Annotated in this window: 13 protein-coding genes and 1 pseudogene; 6 read left to right on the top strand and 8 right to left on the bottom strand. The window is 70.0% G+C overall.

What is annotated here, in order from left to right:
- Nucleotides 1–5: 5 nt before the first annotated feature.
- Nucleotides 6–1628 carry an FAD-dependent oxidoreductase gene (locus tag OHA98_RS18890; RefSeq protein ID WP_266927285.1) on the bottom strand — a complete coding sequence of 541 codons (1623 nt, stop codon included), beginning with the start codon at nucleotides 1626–1628 and terminating at the stop codon, nucleotides 6–8.
- Between the two features lie 613 nt (nucleotides 1629–2241).
- Between OHA98_RS18890 and OHA98_RS18885 the strand changes: the two genes are divergently transcribed.
- The 4 genes from OHA98_RS18885 to OHA98_RS18870 all read left to right on the top strand — a co-directional run bounded on the left by OHA98_RS18885 (nucleotide 2242) and on the right by OHA98_RS18870 (nucleotide 6630).
- Nucleotides 2242–2514 (top strand): transposase, encoded by a 273-nt coding sequence (locus tag OHA98_RS18885; protein WP_266927283.1) that lies wholly within the window; start codon nucleotides 2242–2244, stop codon nucleotides 2512–2514.
- A gap of 1004 nt (nucleotides 2515–3518) precedes the next feature.
- Nucleotides 3519–4772 (top strand): cytochrome P450, encoded by a 1254-nt coding sequence (locus OHA98_RS18880; protein ID WP_266927281.1) that lies wholly within the window; start codon nucleotides 3519–3521, stop codon nucleotides 4770–4772.
- A gap of 4 nt (nucleotides 4773–4776) precedes the next feature.
- On the top strand, nucleotides 4777–5001 hold the full coding sequence (locus OHA98_RS18875) for a ferredoxin (protein WP_266927279.1): 225 nt from the start codon (nucleotides 4777–4779) through the stop codon (nucleotides 4999–5001).
- A gap of 840 nt (nucleotides 5002–5841) precedes the next feature.
- The gene (locus OHA98_RS18870; protein ID WP_266927277.1) at nucleotides 5842–6630 is read left to right on the top strand and encodes an SAM-dependent methyltransferase; all 789 of its coding nucleotides are present in this window, start codon (nucleotides 5842–5844) and stop codon (nucleotides 6628–6630) included.
- Nucleotides 6631–6993: 363 nt separating this feature from the next.
- On the opposite strand, the gene OHA98_RS18865 is transcribed toward OHA98_RS18870, so the two are convergent.
- Together OHA98_RS18865 and OHA98_RS18860 are read right to left on the bottom strand one after the other, a co-directional pair.
- Nucleotides 6994–7587 carry a flavin reductase family protein gene (locus OHA98_RS18865; protein ID WP_266927275.1) on the bottom strand — a complete coding sequence of 198 codons (594 nt, stop codon included), beginning with the start codon at nucleotides 7585–7587 and terminating at the stop codon, nucleotides 6994–6996.
- On the bottom strand, nucleotides 7581–8513 hold the full coding sequence (locus OHA98_RS18860) for an LLM class oxidoreductase (protein ID WP_266927952.1): 933 nt from the start codon (nucleotides 8511–8513) through the stop codon (nucleotides 7581–7583). Before OHA98_RS18860 ends, OHA98_RS18865 begins: the two co-directional genes overlap by 7 nt.
- Before the next feature lie 143 nt (nucleotides 8514–8656).
- Here OHA98_RS18860 and OHA98_RS18855 point away from each other — a divergent pair, with 143 nt between their 5' ends.
- Nucleotides 8657–9262 carry a TetR/AcrR family transcriptional regulator gene (locus OHA98_RS18855; RefSeq protein WP_266927273.1) on the top strand — a complete coding sequence of 202 codons (606 nt, stop codon included), beginning with the start codon at nucleotides 8657–8659 and terminating at the stop codon, nucleotides 9260–9262.
- A gap of 473 nt (nucleotides 9263–9735) precedes the next feature.
- Here OHA98_RS18855 and OHA98_RS18850 read toward each other — a convergent pair whose 3' ends face one another.
- The 3 genes and pseudogenes from OHA98_RS18850 to OHA98_RS18840 all read right to left on the bottom strand — a co-directional run bounded on the left by OHA98_RS18850 (nucleotide 9736) and on the right by OHA98_RS18840 (nucleotide 12013).
- On the bottom strand, nucleotides 9736–10443 hold the full coding sequence (locus OHA98_RS18850; protein WP_266927271.1) for a B3/4 domain-containing protein: 708 nt from the start codon (nucleotides 10441–10443) through the stop codon (nucleotides 9736–9738).
- 43 nt (nucleotides 10444–10486) lie between these two features.
- A pseudogene (locus OHA98_RS18845) lies at nucleotides 10487–11135 on the bottom strand (FMN-binding negative transcriptional regulator).
- Between the two features lie 41 nt (nucleotides 11136–11176).
- Nucleotides 11177–12013 carry an EamA family transporter gene (locus tag OHA98_RS18840; protein WP_266927270.1) on the bottom strand — a complete coding sequence of 279 codons (837 nt, stop codon included), beginning with the start codon at nucleotides 12011–12013 and terminating at the stop codon, nucleotides 11177–11179.
- Between the two features lie 119 nt (nucleotides 12014–12132).
- Here OHA98_RS18840 and OHA98_RS18835 point away from each other — a divergent pair, with 119 nt between their 5' ends.
- Nucleotides 12133–12717 carry an XRE family transcriptional regulator gene (locus tag OHA98_RS18835; protein ID WP_266927268.1) on the top strand — a complete coding sequence of 195 codons (585 nt, stop codon included), beginning with the start codon at nucleotides 12133–12135 and terminating at the stop codon, nucleotides 12715–12717.
- Between the two features lie 202 nt (nucleotides 12718–12919).
- Here OHA98_RS18835 and OHA98_RS18830 read toward each other — a convergent pair whose 3' ends face one another.
- A complete protein-coding gene (locus tag OHA98_RS18830) occupies nucleotides 12920–13393 on the bottom strand; it encodes a hypothetical protein (RefSeq protein WP_266927266.1) in 474 nt (157 codons plus the stop codon).
- A gap of 357 nt (nucleotides 13394–13750) precedes the next feature.
- On the bottom strand, nucleotides 13751–14170 hold the full coding sequence (locus OHA98_RS18825; RefSeq protein ID WP_266927264.1) for an SMI1/KNR4 family protein: 420 nt from the start codon (nucleotides 14168–14170) through the stop codon (nucleotides 13751–13753).
- Nucleotides 14171–14653 lie beyond the last annotated feature (483 nt).

Below are 14653 nucleotides of genomic sequence, written 5' to 3'. Positions count from 1 at the left end.
GAATCTCAGGCGGCCCTGCCCGCGGACCAGGTGGCGTAGCCGCCGTCGAGATTGGCGCTGTCCCTGCCGAGGCCCGCGAGGAGCCGCTGCGCGTTGTGACCGCGCAAACCCACCTGACAGTGGACGACGAGGTCACCCGCGGGCAGTTCGTCGACGCGCTCGCGCAGCTCGTCCAGCGGGATGTTGAGCGCGCCGGGGATCGCGCCCCGGACGTATTCGGCGGCCGTACGCACATCGACGACGGTGGCGCCGGCTTCGCGGGCCGCGTCCAGTTCGTGCCACTGGATGGTGCGGACCGTGCCGGTGGCCAGGTTCTCGGCGATCATCCCGGCCATGTTGACCGGGTCCTTCGCCGAGCCGTACGGCGGCGCGTAGGCGAGCTCCAGATCGGCGAGGTCAGGCGCGGTCAGTCCGCCGGCCATGGCCGTGGCGATCACGTCGATGCGCTTGTCCACGCCGTCCGCGCCGACCGCCTGGGCTCCGAGGATCCGCAGGTCGGAAGGGGCGAAGAGGACTTTGAGGGCGATCGGGGACGCGCCCGGGTAGTAGCCCGCGTGCGAACCGGGGTGCAGGTGGACCGTTCGGTAGGCGCGGCCGGCGGCGCGCAGCCGCTTCTCGTTCCAGCCGGTGGCCGCCGCGGTCAGGCCGAAGACCTGAACGACCGCGGTGCCGGTGGCGGGCCGGGCCACGACCGGGCGTCCCGCGATGGCGTCGGCGACGAGGCGGCCGTGCCGGTTGGCGAGGTTGGCCAGCGGCACCAGGGCGCTCTCGCCGGTGAGCCCGTCACGCTTCTCGGCGGCGTCGCCCACCGCGTAAATGGCCGGATCGCTGGTGAGGCCCGTCTCGTCAACGGCGATCCCGCCGCGCGGCCCGATGGTCAGCCCTGCCCCGCGCGCCAGGCCCGTCTCGGGGCGGACGCCGATCGCCATCAGGACCACATCGGCCGGCACGGTACGCCCGTCGTCCAGGTGTACGCGGTCCTCACCGACCTCCTTCAGCTGAGCGCCGAGCGCGAGCTCGACCCCGCCGGAACGCAGCTCAGCGGCGAGCGGCGCGGCCATCTCGGGGTCGAGCGGCGGCATCACCTGGTCGGAGAGCTCGACGAGCGTCACCCGCAGGCCACGGCGGCGCAGATTCTCCGCCGCCTCCACGCCGATGAACCCGGCACCGACCACAACGGCGGTACGCGCACCCCCGTCCAGCTCAGCGGCGATCCGATCGGCGTCCGACACGTCGCGCAGCGTGAATGCTCGTTCGATTCCTGGCAGCTGGGGCACGAATGGCCGGGCACCGGGAGAGAGCACCAGCCGGTCGTACGACTCCGCGTATTCCTCCCCGTTCGCCAGATCCCGCACCCGCACGGTACGCGACACCGGGTCCACGGTGATCGCCTCGCTGCGGACCCGTACATCGATCCTGAACCGGGCGCGCAGCGCCTCGGGCGTCTGCACCAGCAGCTTGTCGCGTTCCTCGATGACCCCGCCGAGGAAGTACGGCAGGCCGCAGTTGGCGTAGCTGACGTGAGCGCCGCGCTCCAGCACGACGATCTCCGCCTGCTCGTCCAGGCGACGCAGCCGGGTGGCCGCGGACATGCCGCCCGCCACGCCTCCGATGATGACGACCTTCACGGATACCTCCTGGGATGCACTGCCGACGCTATACCCCCCAGGGTATCTTCAGGCCCTGGGTGTTTCGAGGGCCGAAGGTCCTGAGCCGCCGGGAACGGCCTCACGGAGGCCTGCCGAGGCCTGCCGAGGCCTGCTACCGGGGCTTGCCCTCCAGATCGTCGCCCGTGGCCGTGCCCGAACACGTACCCTTCGACGCCCCCCTGGGCACCCCAAGCTCGTCCGTTACCTGGACGCGGATGAGCCCCACTGGGATTCACACCTCTCCGCTACTCGCACGAGGGATCCCTATCAGCGCGGAACGATGTGGCTGCGGCCGACTCCCCCACCTCTGACCGCCCACGACCTGAGCCACACAGCCGCTCGCTGACGTCGGCGACAGCGCGGGCCCGGCCGGGAGGCCGACGTGACTGGATTGCCGCAGGGCGATCTGTTCACGGTTGTGCCCGGTGCGAGTGGCGGGAGTCGGACGACGCCTGCTGCCGCGCCGGTCAGCCCGCGATCGCGGCCGCGTGGCCTGGCAGGGATTGGTCAGCTTCACTCGAGTTGGCATGCTGCGGGGCTGCAGGGTGTCGTTCGTGGTGGTTCGGCACCAGTTCAGCGGCAGTGGGGACAGATGTACGCGCGGGCTGCCGGCCGGACGGCGCGAGCCGGTAAAACCGATGGCGGCGAGGCTGGGCGAGGACGGCGGCTGGCCGGCATTGGCGCCTTCGTGACGGCCATCCCGTCGAATTCAGCGCATGCGCGGACCCGCCCGGCCTGGACAATCCAGGACAAGATCCGGCCGGAGACGTTGACTGTCGACGACACCGGCTTCCTCAAGGGCAGGGATGCGTCGCCATGCGTATCCAGGCCGTACACCGGCACCACGGGCAAGGTCAGCGACTGACGGGGCAGGCGTGCAAGAGGCCGATCAGCTCACAGACTTCCACCCCTGACCTGACCCGGCTCACCGCACAGCACGCGGAGGTCATCCGGCCCCGCGAAGCCGCCGCAACAGCTCGGCCGGCCGCCCGGTGCCGCCTCGAACCACCACCATCAGGGCATGCAGTTGATACCGCGCACCCGGCAGGGCGCCCGCCCCCGCACGCTGAACGCAGACCTCACCAACGATCAGACCGGGCCTCGCCAGTCAGCGGGAACGCCCAGGCGGCATCAAGTCCGCTGCTCCCATGGCGTCACCATGACTTCACCATCACACTGCCGCAAGCCCTTCCTCTTCCATAGCGGCACGACATCACACAATATTCAGCAAGAGTGTGCAGTTCAGAGCCCCATCCACAATCAAGAGCCAGATTGGCTCGCAAATGGCATCTCAGGTGTGCCACCATGACGCCATGGACCTCTTACTCGACGGCAGCGGACGCCGACGCGAGTTGGCCGTCGCGGCGGACGCCGACGCTGACGAAGCCTCTGCGCCGCCTGAGCGACTCAGCATCCCTCTGAGCTCCGCCACCCGGTCGCCCTCTACCCAACCGCACTGTCCGCCGCCCTGGGCAGGCTCACGCGGACGCCGACGCCGATATCCGTCGATGCACGGCTGCGTGACTCGCCCCCGAGTTCACGGTGACATCGCGCCCGCACCCGCACCGTTCCGGGAGAAGCCGGTGCCAGTCACGGCCCCCGCCGTACCCGTACCCGTACCGCCCCCGTCGCCTGCGGATACCGATGAGATCGCCCCGTCGCGGATCACCTTCCGCCTCCCCGCCCGACTCAAGGCCCGCGCCGAGGGCCCTGCCGTGGAGCGCCCGGCACGAGTCACTCTCCCGGTTCGTTACGTATGACCGCACCGCACCTTCCGAACCGGCCCTCAGGCGGTAACCGCCGCTTCCCACAGACCACTTCACCGATTCGCACCAACCCTGCCCAGCTCCACGATCCCGGGAGGACCCCATGTCGCACGACCCGACGGCCGTCGGCACCACCACCGGTGCCACAACCGACGACATCACCGCCGATGATCTCCCCACCCTGCCCACCGACCGGCACACCGGCTGCCCCTTCGACCCGCCCGAAGGGCTCACCGCCCTGAGCGATGAACCGATACGCCGTATGCGCTACGCCGACGGACATGTGGGCCGGCTGGTCACCGGCCACGCCACGGCCCGCGCGATCCTGGCCGACCCCCGCTTCAGCTCGCGCTACGAACTCCTGCATCTGCCGGTGCCGATGGGGGGCGTGTCAGGGGAGATACCGCCGGCGCCGGCCGGCGACATCATCGGCCTCGACGCCCCCGAGCACACCCGCTATCGGCGTCTGCTCACCGGAAAGTTCACCGTCCGCAGGATGCGGCAACTCACCGAACGTGTGGAGCAGTTCACCGAGGAATGTCTGGATGCCATGGAACAGGCCGGGCCCACGGCCGACCTGGTGGAGGCGTTCGCGCAACCCGTGCCCGCGCTCATGATCTGTGAGCTGCTCGGCGTGCCGTACACCGACCGGAAGCGATTCCAGGGCCACGTGGCGACCATCTTCGATCAGACAGCGGATGCGGAGGCGACGGGCGAGGCCTATACGGCGCTGCTCCAGTACCTGGCCGAACTCGTCCTCGCCAAGCGCGCCGAGCCCACCGACGACCTGCTCAGCGATCTGACCACCTCCGACCTCACCGACGAGGAGCTGGCCGGGGTAGGCGGGCTGCTGCTCGCCGCCGGACTCGACACCACGGCGAACATGCTCGGCCTCGGCACCTTCGCCCTGCTCAGCAATCCCGACCAGCTGGACGCTCTGCGCGCCGACCCGGGCCTGGCCGGACAGACCGTGGAGGAGCTGCTGCGCTACCTCAGCGTGGCCGACCCTCTGCTTCGGTCGGCGCTCGAGGACGTCGAGGTGGAGGGCGCGCTCATCAGGGCGGGCGAGACGGTGACCGTTTCCGTGCAGGCCGTCAACCGGGACCCACGCAGGTTCCCCGACCCCAACCGGCTCGACATCCACCGCAAGGCCACCGGGCACCTGGCCTTCGGCCACGGCGCCCACCAGTGCCTGGGCCAGCAGCTCGCCCGCGTCGAGATGGCTGTCGCCTTCCCGGCGCTGCTCTCCCGTTTTCCCACCTTGCGCCTCGCGGTGCCGCCGCAGGAGGTACCGCTGCGCAACCGCTCCAACATCTACGGCGTGATCAGCCTGCCCGTCACCTGGGACAAGGAGTAGCGCGATGAGCGACCCGCAAGCGCCGCTGCGTCTCGGCGCCGACCGTGAGCGCTGCGCCGGCGCCGGCATGTGCGCCCTGACGGCTCCCGCGGTCTTCGACCAGGACGAGGAGGAAGGCCTGGTGGTACTCCTGCACCCCGCACCGGCACCCGAGCACCGCGCCGCCGCCCGGATGGCCGTCGGCCTCTGTCCCGCCGGGGCCATCGCCCTCGGCTCCCCGGACTCGTAGCGGCCGTGGCACTTCCCTGACCGAGAGCCCCCGCACCCGGGACCGCGCATATCGTGGACCCGTGGGGGCTCTCGCGTGTGCGGACCCGTCCGCCACGCTTCCGCGCGGCCTCGGACGCCGCTGGTGGGAACGGCCGTGGCGTTCCGCGACAGGGGCACTGTCCGGAACTCCACCGGGGTGTTGCCGCAGGGTCAGGCGCCGTGCTGGACCGGGCCGATGAGGGTGCCGGCGGACACCTTGCGCGTGCCCTCGACGACAGACGTGCCGGGGATCTGCCCGTCCGGGGCCTGGGGCGTGAACGATGTCTCATCCGCGGGAATCCCTCGGACGCTGTTGGGAACCTGGATGTCGAAGTGCACCGGATGGCCCGGGTGTTGTCCGCCGGAACCATGGTCGACGCCATTCCTGCCCGCCTTCCCGCACGGAAAATGTCCCAGGACCGCCGCAGCCGAGCCCTCCAGTGCATGAGAGCCCGGCCCCGGACCGCCTACCCACGCCGCATGCCGTACGCCGCATGCCGCATGCCGCAGCACCAGCCTCGACGTCCTCACCGACTGCGCCCCACGGACACCAAGGGCTGAGCAGACAGAAGACCATCGCCCGGCACCCCCGGCTTCGTCTGCCCAGCGGGCCGCACTTCGGACTCCCGCGCGATGGCCGGCAGTCGATCACCCGGAAGGGTGCACCCTCCGTGTCCAACCCGGGACCGATCCACGGGACTTGAGCAGTGATCCGAGACGAGGTTCGAGAAGCGATGAGGTCAAGTCCCAGTGGCACGACCGGCGTGCAACGATACGCATAGACAACTGACGTATGAATATGACAAGCATGGAGTGCGCTTTGAGCAGCAGCGACGCTGACTTCCGTAGGCTGATCCGATCGGACGTGCCGCATTCCGCTCGGGTGTGGAACGCGTGGCTGGGCGGGAAGGACAACTACCCGGTCGACCGGGAGCTGGCCGACGTGGTGAGCGCGGCCTACCCGCAGACGGTCGACATCGCCCGCGCCTCGCGTGCGTTCCAGGCCCGTGCTGTCCGGTACCTTGCAGGGCTGGGCGTGCGTCAGTTCCTGGATGTGGGAACAGGCCTGCCGGTGGAGAACAGCACCCATGAGGTGGCGCAGAGCATCGTGCCCCAGGCCCGTATCGTCTACGTGGACAACGACCCCATCGTGCTGGTCCACGCGGCGGCATTGCTGACCAGCGCTCCTGAGGGCCGGACGGACTACGTGGAGGCGGACCTGTCCGACACGGACGCGGTGGTGGACGCGGCCTCCAAGACGCTGGACCTGTCCGAGCCGGTCGCCGTGATGCTGCTGTCGACCCTGGGACACCTGGCCCCGGCCGAGGGAATCGAAGTGGTCCAGAGATACATGTCCCGTATGCCGTCCGGGAGCTGTCTCGTCCTGTGCGACACGGTGAAGACACCCGCCACGCTCGCGGCCGAGAAGGCGTACGCATCGGGCGACAACCCGCCCTACCTGGTGCGGGAACCGGAAGAGATCACCGGATGCGCCGAGGGTCTGGAAATGGTCGAGCCGGGCTTCGTATCGATCTCGCAGTGGCGGCCGACGGCCGACGAGGAGCCGGTACCCGTCGACCAGTGGGGACTCGTCGCCCGCAAACCATGAAACCGCTGCGCCCCGGCGTCTGGCCAGGCCGCGGCACCTCTCCGGCGCGGCCGTCCAGGTCCTCCGCGGGCAAGGCCGCGCCCGCAGGGAGTGGGCGTTCGGCGCCCGCGAGCTCGACGGGCGCAAATGGTTCACCGCGTCCGTGCGCCGATCGTCTGTAGCAGAAGGCAGGCATCAGGCTCGCCGGTCCGGTGTCCCCGACGGCGGCAAGTGCGGCAGGGCTTCCGACGCCCGCCTGGCTCCGGCCACTCCGCTGCCGTCGCGAACACCGGACCGGCCTGTCGCTGCCCTCTACAGACGGCGGACGACAGGCTCCGGTGGCGGTGGCAGTGGGGGGCATGGGTGGCGTCGAAACGGCCCCGGTCAGCTCCTGCCCGACTGACCGGCGCGGTCAGGACCGTCCTCCGCGCCCGGCGCCCTCTCGCTGAGCCGACGGTAGTGCCGGTCCAGGTAGACGAGCGGCACATGGGGGCCGTCGGCCGGAACCAGACGGACGCCGGTCGTCCTGGCGATGATCAGGACGTGGTCGGCGACCTCGATACGTCGGGTCATTCGGCAGGTCAGAACGACGGCGCTCCCTTCCAACTCCGGCCCTCCACCATCCGGGGACGGCCGGTGACCCACCCCAGCGAACTCCTCGGCACCGAAGGCACGACGCCGGGTGAAACGGTCGGCAAGAACGTGCTGCCCGGCGGTGAGGACGTTCACGGTGAAGCGGCCGGACCGCTCGATGACGCCTTCGGTGCGGCTGCCCCGCTTGAGGGAGATCAGCAGAGTGGGTGGATCGAGCGACACCGACAGCAGGGAGTTGACCGTCACGCCATGCGGCCCTTGGTCGCTCTGCGTGGTGACGACCGCCACGCCCGTCGCCCAGAGGCGCATGGCCTCACGGAACGCGTCGGGCTCCGCCGCGTCACCGGGAGCACCGACTCGCGAGGACGGCAGCGAAGTCACCACGCGGCTGCCAGGGGTGTGGGGGACGCCAGTGCGGGGAAGTGCGGTACGACCTCTTCGGTGAGCTGCGCCACCACCTCCGCCGCGGGGCGCCTTCCGTGCTGGACTCCGAGTGCGGCGTGATTGACCCCGGCGGTCCTCCAGCGGCCAAGCAGTTCGAGCAGCCCTTCTGTACCGGTGCGCAGGACGAAGCCGCCGCGCAGCGCAGTGGGCGGATAACCCGGATCCTCGACCAGATCGATCCATTCATTGGTCGCGACCGGGCGGAACTCTCCGCCGGGGATCAGCTCACGCCATGCCCCGATCCGGTCCCCGAGGGTCCGGGGGCCGTCAGGGGTCGCGGTGGTCCCGGAGTAGACCAGCCAGCCGTCCGCGTGCTCGGCGATCCATAGCGGTGACTGCTGGGAGGAGCCGGTGACCAGGAGAGGGATCCCGTCATGCACCGGCTTCGGCAAGAGGCTCGCACCGCCGGGACGCTCCTCCGCCAGCAGCCCACGGAAGGAATCGACCACTTCCCGGTAGCGGGTACCCCGCGCCCCGTGATCCAGACCGTACGCGGGGAACTCCACCGGGCGGTCGCCTGACGCCACTCCGAGGACCAGTCGGCCCCCGCTGAGATGGTCCACGGAAGCCGCCTGTTTCGCCAGGTCGATGGGGTGCCGCAGCGGAAGGATCACGCTGCCGGAAGCCAGAGTGATCCGGGAGGTGTGTGCCGCGAGCCAGGTCAGTGCGGTCCACGGGTCGTACACCTGCCCCACGTCGCCGAAGGCGGGGTCGGCCAGGGGCACGTCCCGCACCCAGACGGCGGCGATGCCTCCCTGCTCGGCCTGCTGGACGACCTTCGTCTGACCGCGCATTGCCGCCATGTTCCCTGTGTAGGGCCACAGGGGAAGGAACAACCCCACGGTCAGCTCCCCCGGCGCGAACATGCGGGTGTATCCGGAGTGGCTCGCCCATGAGGAAGCCGGTGCTGCTGCTTGCATCGATACCCATCCATCACTCTGATTGGAACGTTCGATCCAGAGCATACGACAGTTCTGGATCGAACGTTCCAATCAGTAGAATCGCTGTCATGGCAACCACCGCACCGTTCGACCGCTCGTCCGACGCCGACACCCGCCGCCGGATCATCCGGGCCACTGCCGCCCTGCTGCAGCAGCAGGGGTACGAGAGCACCTCGGTCAAACGCATCGCCGGCGCCGCGCAGGCCTCACCCAGCTCCGTCTACCACTTCTTTCCCGGGGGCAAGCAGGAGCTCGCCATCGAGGCGATGCATCACGGCGCCCGGGAGTTCGGCGAGATGCTCGTCGAAGGCCTCGCTTCCGCCTCCGATCCCGCCGAGGCCACGGCCGCCTGTGCCCTGCTGCTCGCCGACGACCTGATGCGGTCGGACTGGAGCGACGGATGCCCCGTCGCGGTCACCGCCCTGGAGACCATCGGCCGCGTCCCGGGGCTCCAGGAGGCCGCGACCCAGGCTCTCACCGGCTGGCGGGACCTTGTCACGGCCAAGCTGACAGAGAGCGGTATCGCGCCGGCCGCGGCCCACTCCCTCGCCGGGACGGTGATCAGCATTCTGGAGGGCGCCGAACTGCTGAGCCGCGTAACCGCCGACGACACTCCCCTCCGGGATGCCGCCGTCCATCTCGCACAACTCGTCAGGGCAGCGCCCCGGGCCTGACCGGCCCCGGATGCGGGATACCGGCCAACTGGACATCCCTACCTCCGACGGAACCACCCTCAACACGGTGGTGGACGGACCGTTCACCGGTATCAACAGCGGGCGGCGGCCGCAACAGCCCACTGCCGCATGGTGCGTTGGCGTCATCCCCTGGTTCGCACGGTGGAATGCGACGTGTGCTGGAATGCCGTCCACTACGGCGGACCTCCTGCCGTGATCACTCGTCGGGGCCGGCACCCCGACGGTGGCGGCGACCACCAAGAGGCGGGCTGCCGTCTGCTCCCGGCTGTCCCGGGGACGCCTGCCCGGGCGACTCCGCAGCACGTGGCAAATGCAGCCTGCGTATCAACGACCGGAGTGTGGACGGGTTGTGCCGACCGGTCGGCCGTTCGGGCAAGGACCGGGGCAGTGGCTCAGCCCGGTGTCTCTTCGATCCGCTTGCGGTTGATGGGACGTGGGCAGGGGGCCGGTCCTCAGACGGTGATCCGGGGCTGGTCCGGGCTGAGGTAGTACACGGCGGTCTGTTCGGTGTGCGGGGCGAGCAGCCCCCGCAGTTCCGGTGCCGCAGCCGTCAGCAGGTGGCCGTCGCGGGTGGCGTGGAGGGTTTCGAGGATGAAGGCGACGCGGGTGGAGTCTTCGGTGACGCGGGTGCGGTGGGCATCTCGGTGGTTCCAGTGGCGGGTCAGGACGCCGGTGGTGTCCGTGTAGATGATCTCGCCGGGCTTGGGGTTCTCGACGGTTCCGGGCTCGCCGAGTGGGGTGAACTCCTCGGTGCCGTCGGCGTACCGGATGTCCACGTCACCGGTGACCTGGTCCAGGTCGAAGGCGCCGGCGGGCAGGCCGTGCTGGACGGAGACGGCGTTGTAGGAGTCGACGGCCGGGTTGATGCGCGGCAGAGACCCCTTCTTCGTGAAGCGGCGGCCGAGCGCGTCGACGCTGGGGCGGATACGGCGGGGGTTGGTACCGAAGGACCGGTAGGCGGTGTGCCACGCCTCGATCCTCGGGTCGGTCTCGTCGGCGGGCTGCCAGGTACCGTCGGCGAGTTGTTGCTCCAGGTCCTGAAGCGCGGCGGTGGTGGAGGGCCAGGGCTCGTGGCCGTGGAGGCCGGTGGCGGTGATCACGGCGATGAGGGTGTCGGGGAAGGCGTCGGCCACTGCGGGGGCGATACGGAAGGCGGTCATGAATGGCTCCGTTCCTCGGTGCGTGTGTGCGTACGGGGTGGGGTCAGGGCTTCCAGGGGCCGAGGTGGTCCAGGTGGCGGCGCTGCTGCCGTGCGGCGCGAACGTCGAGATCCTGTCCGCGTTCGATGAGGCGGTCGGCGACACCGGCACGCTGTTCGACGGGCTTGTGGTCGTCGTACGTGAACCTCGCCCGTACGTCGGTGACCTCAAGGCGCAGGCCGCGGACGCCGGACAGCATCCGGCCGTACGGGGGCTGGTCGACGGTCACCGGGACGTGGTCGCTGTCGGGCTGGAAGTGCGCGAGCCGGCGGCGCAGCAGTTCGGCCTTGGCCTCGGGAGCGTCGACCGGGTGGGCACGGCAGGTGAACTGCGCGGTGGCGCAGTAGCTGGTGGGTACGCCGTCGATGGGCGGGATGCCGGGCTTGGCGCGCCAGGGGCCGGGGACGAACGCGTAGTCGCCGACCACGGTGAAAGTGACGTTCGGGTCGTGCTCCATCGCCGTCCCAGACCGGGTTGGGCCGGGTGAGGTGGATCGGCAGGTCCCCGTCATAAGAGGTGAAGTGAGTGGGGACGACAGCGGGCGGCCCGCCGGGCGTGCCGTTGACACTCAGCTGTCCGAAGTCGTGGCCTGGGGCGATCCAGGCCTGCCATTCCGCCTCGCCCGGGGCCGCATCCCAGGGCTGGATGAACATCCATCTCTCCTTGCGCGCGATCGATGACGGTGGGCGGCCGCTCAGGTCAGGGCGAGGAGGCCGACGGCGATGGCCGCGGTGCCGAGCCCGACCAGCTGGCTGCGGTGGATCCGTTCGGCCAGCACGCTGCGGGCGAGCAGAACAGTGCCCGCCGGATAGAGGGCGGTGATCACGGCGACGACGGCGAGGTCCCCGCTGCGGGCAGCCATGAGGAACAGCAGATTCGCCACCGAGTCCAGCAGGCCCGCCGCCGCCGACACCGCATAGGCGGGCTTCTCGGACCCCAGCCTGCGGAACATCAGCCCGGCCGCGGCCAGGGTGACTGCCGAGGAGACCGCCCGGCCCACGATCAGCGGGGCTACCCCGCTGTCGGAGGGCGCCTGGTGCAAGAAGACCAGCTGGAGGGCAATCGCCGCACCGGCGCCGAGGGCCAGCAGCAGAGCCGTACGGGAGGGGCGCGCCGACCCGGCGCCGTGACCGGCACTGACCATCACCACCGCGGCCAGCGCGAGCGGCAGACCCACAAGTCCGGCGGCACCAAGATGCTCGCCCTGCAGCAGACCCACACCGACGGGAAGCATGGCGGACACCAACGCGGTCACGGGCGAGAGCACGTTCATCGGGCCGATCGCCAGAGTCTTGTAGAGCAGGGTGAACGCGGCGGCCGAAGCCACCCCGGACGCGGCACCCCACCCGAGGGTGCCGGCACTGAACGAGGCACCGAGCACCGGCCACAGCATGATCTCCAGCGCGAGAGAAGCCGGGGCCGCGATCATCACGGTGCGCAGTACATGGGCCTTGCGCGCGCCGAGGCCGCCGAGGAAGTCGGCGCACCCGTAGGCGAGGGAGCTGCCCAGGGCCAGCAGCAGAGCGATCACGGCACATCCCTTACGATGTAATGGAACGACCAGACCGTACAACGAACCGACCGCCCCGTGTCAACCAAAAGATCGCACGGTGCATTCGCGCGGTCCCCTTTTGTGAGGATGGTGATCGGATGGCCGAGACGGACGTAGCACTGCGGACGCTCGCACACAACGTCAGGGCGGCACGAACCCGGGCCGGGCTCTCCCTGGATGAACTCGGCCGGCGCGCCAAGGTCAGCAAGGGCGCCCTGGTCGCCTTGGAGAAGGCACAGGGGAACCCGAACTTCGCGACCCTGGTCCGGCTGGCCGACACGCTCGGCGTTTCCGTGTCCGCCCTCATGGAGGGGCGGGCAGAGGGCCGTGTCCGCGTCGTCTCCGCCGACACAGTGATGCCGCTGTGGACCGGCGAGCGGGGCAGTGAAGCCCGGCTCATACTGACAACCTCAGGTCCGGCCCCCACCGAAGTCTGGCGCTGGCAACTCCAGCCGGGCGAGGAATACCCCAGTCACCCCCACCAGGCCGGGGTCGTGGAAACCGTCAGCGTCACCTCCGGCCGGATGATCCTGGTCGTCGACGGCACCGAGCACCCCGTCGAAGCCGGGCAGACCGCAGGCTTCGACGGCGACGCCCCCCACGCCTACCGCGGCGCCGGCGCCGACACCTGCCACCTGATCATGACCGTCCACCTGCCGCCCGGTCCCGCCTCCACGGCCTGACCCTCGCAGCGCGGGTCGGGCGGCAAGTCGCGTCGACGACCCCGGTCGCGCGAGTCACCCGAATCGGCGCCTGTGACGCACTACGTGATGACGTCTGTCCCTGCGTCAGTTGCGCCGCAATGCGCGCCCCTTCCGCACGTACAGGACGGTCCCCCCGAGAATGAGCGCCACACTCAGTGCGGCGGCACCCATGAGGGCGGGCTCACTTCCGGTGCCGGGGAGTTGAGGCCGACCGGGATGGGACGGCGTCGGCGTCGGCTCCTCCGGCCCGCCGTACCCCGGCGGCGTCGGCGTCGGCTCCTCCGGCTCCCCATACCCCGGAGTCACCTGACTCGGCTCCTCCGGCTCGTCCGGAATTGCGGGCGGCGCAGCGGGGGCATCGGTGCGAGATGGCCGGGTGCCCGTCGTCGTCACCGCCGGATCCTGATTCGTCGGAAGCTTCGTGTGGAGGGGCGCACAGGTCGCCGACTGCCTGGGCGGCGATCCCACCGAGGTTGAGCTTCCCGCAGAGATCTTCGGGGAGCCCGTCGATCTCCTGGTGGTGGCCGCCGGGAGGATCGGGCGTGCCACCGCTGTTGCCCTCAAATTTCGCCGCAACCGCGAACCCGCCGGTCAGCGACAGGATCCCCGACACCGCGGTGGCGGTCAGAACTCTCTTACCGATGATGGAACGCATACCGCTCCTCCTTGCGGGAGAAGGAGAAGCCACCAGGGGCACCTGTCCCTGGAACTGCTGCTCGTCGGACACCAGCAACCGCTGCGGGAACACGGGCCCATGCCGCAGCAGGTGGGAGATGTCGGACAGCGCGTGACAGTCGTCCCCAACCGCCACGGGTCCTTGCCCTCCCATGCGGGGTCGGTGGGAGCGTAGGAACGTCACCGGGCGGAAAGCCGGTCACCACACGGAAGATGATCGGTAGATCATTAGATTAGCCGAACTGGGGGATGTTCCGGAGTGCCCTGAAGGCTGTCTCCCCACTCCCCCGGCCCGTGTCGTCCGGCGCGGACCCGGGCCCGCAGGCGGAGGCCCGTATCAGTCCTCGGTGTGCTGGTCGAGCAGCGCCGCGAACCCCTGGGCGAGCTCGTACGCACGCCCCGCGTCGTGGTCGTAGCTCGTCACGGGGCCACCGGGAGTGAGCACGAGGGGGTTGCCTGCGGGGTCGAAGGACACGACGAGTCCCCGGTCGGTGCCGGGCCATCCGTCGCGGCGGAAGCGCAGGGTGAGGTCTACGACGCTCATGTGCTCCAGCAGGTCCGAGTTCCGCAGCCCGTACACGGGGACGCCGACATAGCAACCCCCGAAACGCTCGACGAACTCGGCGTAATCCGGGTCGAGGCCGACCCCAAGAGGGGAAATCGCGGACGCGAGTTCCACTCGGTCCGTCGGCGTGCCGGCGCCGTAACGCCGGACGGCGCGCTCCAAACGGTCCAGCAGCGCGGGTTGGAAGGGCATGCCGTGATCCTAAGGCTGCGGCGGGTGACGTTGGTACGGCACAGGATGGCGCCGGGCTGCCCGATCGCCCCGAGGGTGCGGAGACGTATTTCGTGCTTGCCGGCCGCAGGGATACGTCGACCATGACGAGCTGAGCGCGGTTGCGCTGGACCTTGGAGATCTGCTCGACCACGAGGTGGGAGGCAGTGAACGTGGCCGAAGCGGACCACGACCATCTCGGCGTTCCGGAGTTCTGACCACACTATGTGGGCGAACAGCGTGACCACTGCGGCCAGTTGGCTGCAGTGGGCGGAGCCTACGAGGCTACGCGGGGGGCGGGACGTGATGGTCGGCAAGGACCGGGCCTGCGGAGTGACGGAAGCGGATGCCGGCACAGGAAGCGTCCGGCCGCACCCCGAAGAACTGGCCTCGTTGTAGGCCAGGTAGCGACCCCTCCATCCGGTGCAGGATGCGAGAAGTGCCACGGTATTGGCAGGTCGCCGC

Origin of the sequence: Streptomyces sp. NBC_00654 (assembly GCF_026341775.1) — a bacterium.
Lineage (GTDB): Bacteria > Actinomycetota > Actinomycetes > Streptomycetales > Streptomycetaceae > Streptomyces.
The sequence above is the reverse complement of the archived record's forward strand: the minus strand, read 5'-3'. Positions and strand labels throughout refer to the sequence as shown.

Excerpts from the sequence above, each read along its gene's own strand:
- OHA98_RS18830 (WP_266927266.1), bottom strand. The coding sequence starts at position 13,393 with ATGCGTTCCATCATCGGTAAGAGAGTTCTGACCGCCACCGCGGTGTCG.
- OHA98_RS18875 (WP_266927279.1), top strand. The coding sequence starts at position 4,777 with ATGAGCGACCCGCAAGCGCCGCTGCGTCTCGGCGCCGACCGTGAGCGC.
- OHA98_RS18855 (WP_266927273.1), top strand. The coding sequence starts at position 8,657 with ATGGCAACCACCGCACCGTTCGACCGCTCGTCCGACGCCGACACCCGC.
- OHA98_RS18885 (WP_266927283.1), top strand. The coding sequence starts at position 2,242 with ATGTACGCGCGGGCTGCCGGCCGGACGGCGCGAGCCGGTAAAACCGAT.
- OHA98_RS18825 (WP_266927264.1), bottom strand. The coding sequence starts at position 14,170 with ATGCCCTTCCAACCCGCGCTGCTGGACCGTTTGGAGCGCGCCGTCCGG.
- OHA98_RS18880 (WP_266927281.1), top strand. The coding sequence starts at position 3,519 with ATGTCGCACGACCCGACGGCCGTCGGCACCACCACCGGTGCCACAACC.
- OHA98_RS18850 (WP_266927271.1), bottom strand. The coding sequence starts at position 10,443 with ATGACCGCCTTCCGTATCGCCCCCGCAGTGGCCGACGCCTTCCCCGAC.
- OHA98_RS18835 (WP_266927268.1), top strand. The coding sequence starts at position 12,133 with ATGGCCGAGACGGACGTAGCACTGCGGACGCTCGCACACAACGTCAGG.
- OHA98_RS18860 (WP_266927952.1), bottom strand. The coding sequence starts at position 8,513 with ATGTTCGCGCCGGGGGAGCTGACCGTGGGGTTGTTCCTTCCCCTGTGG.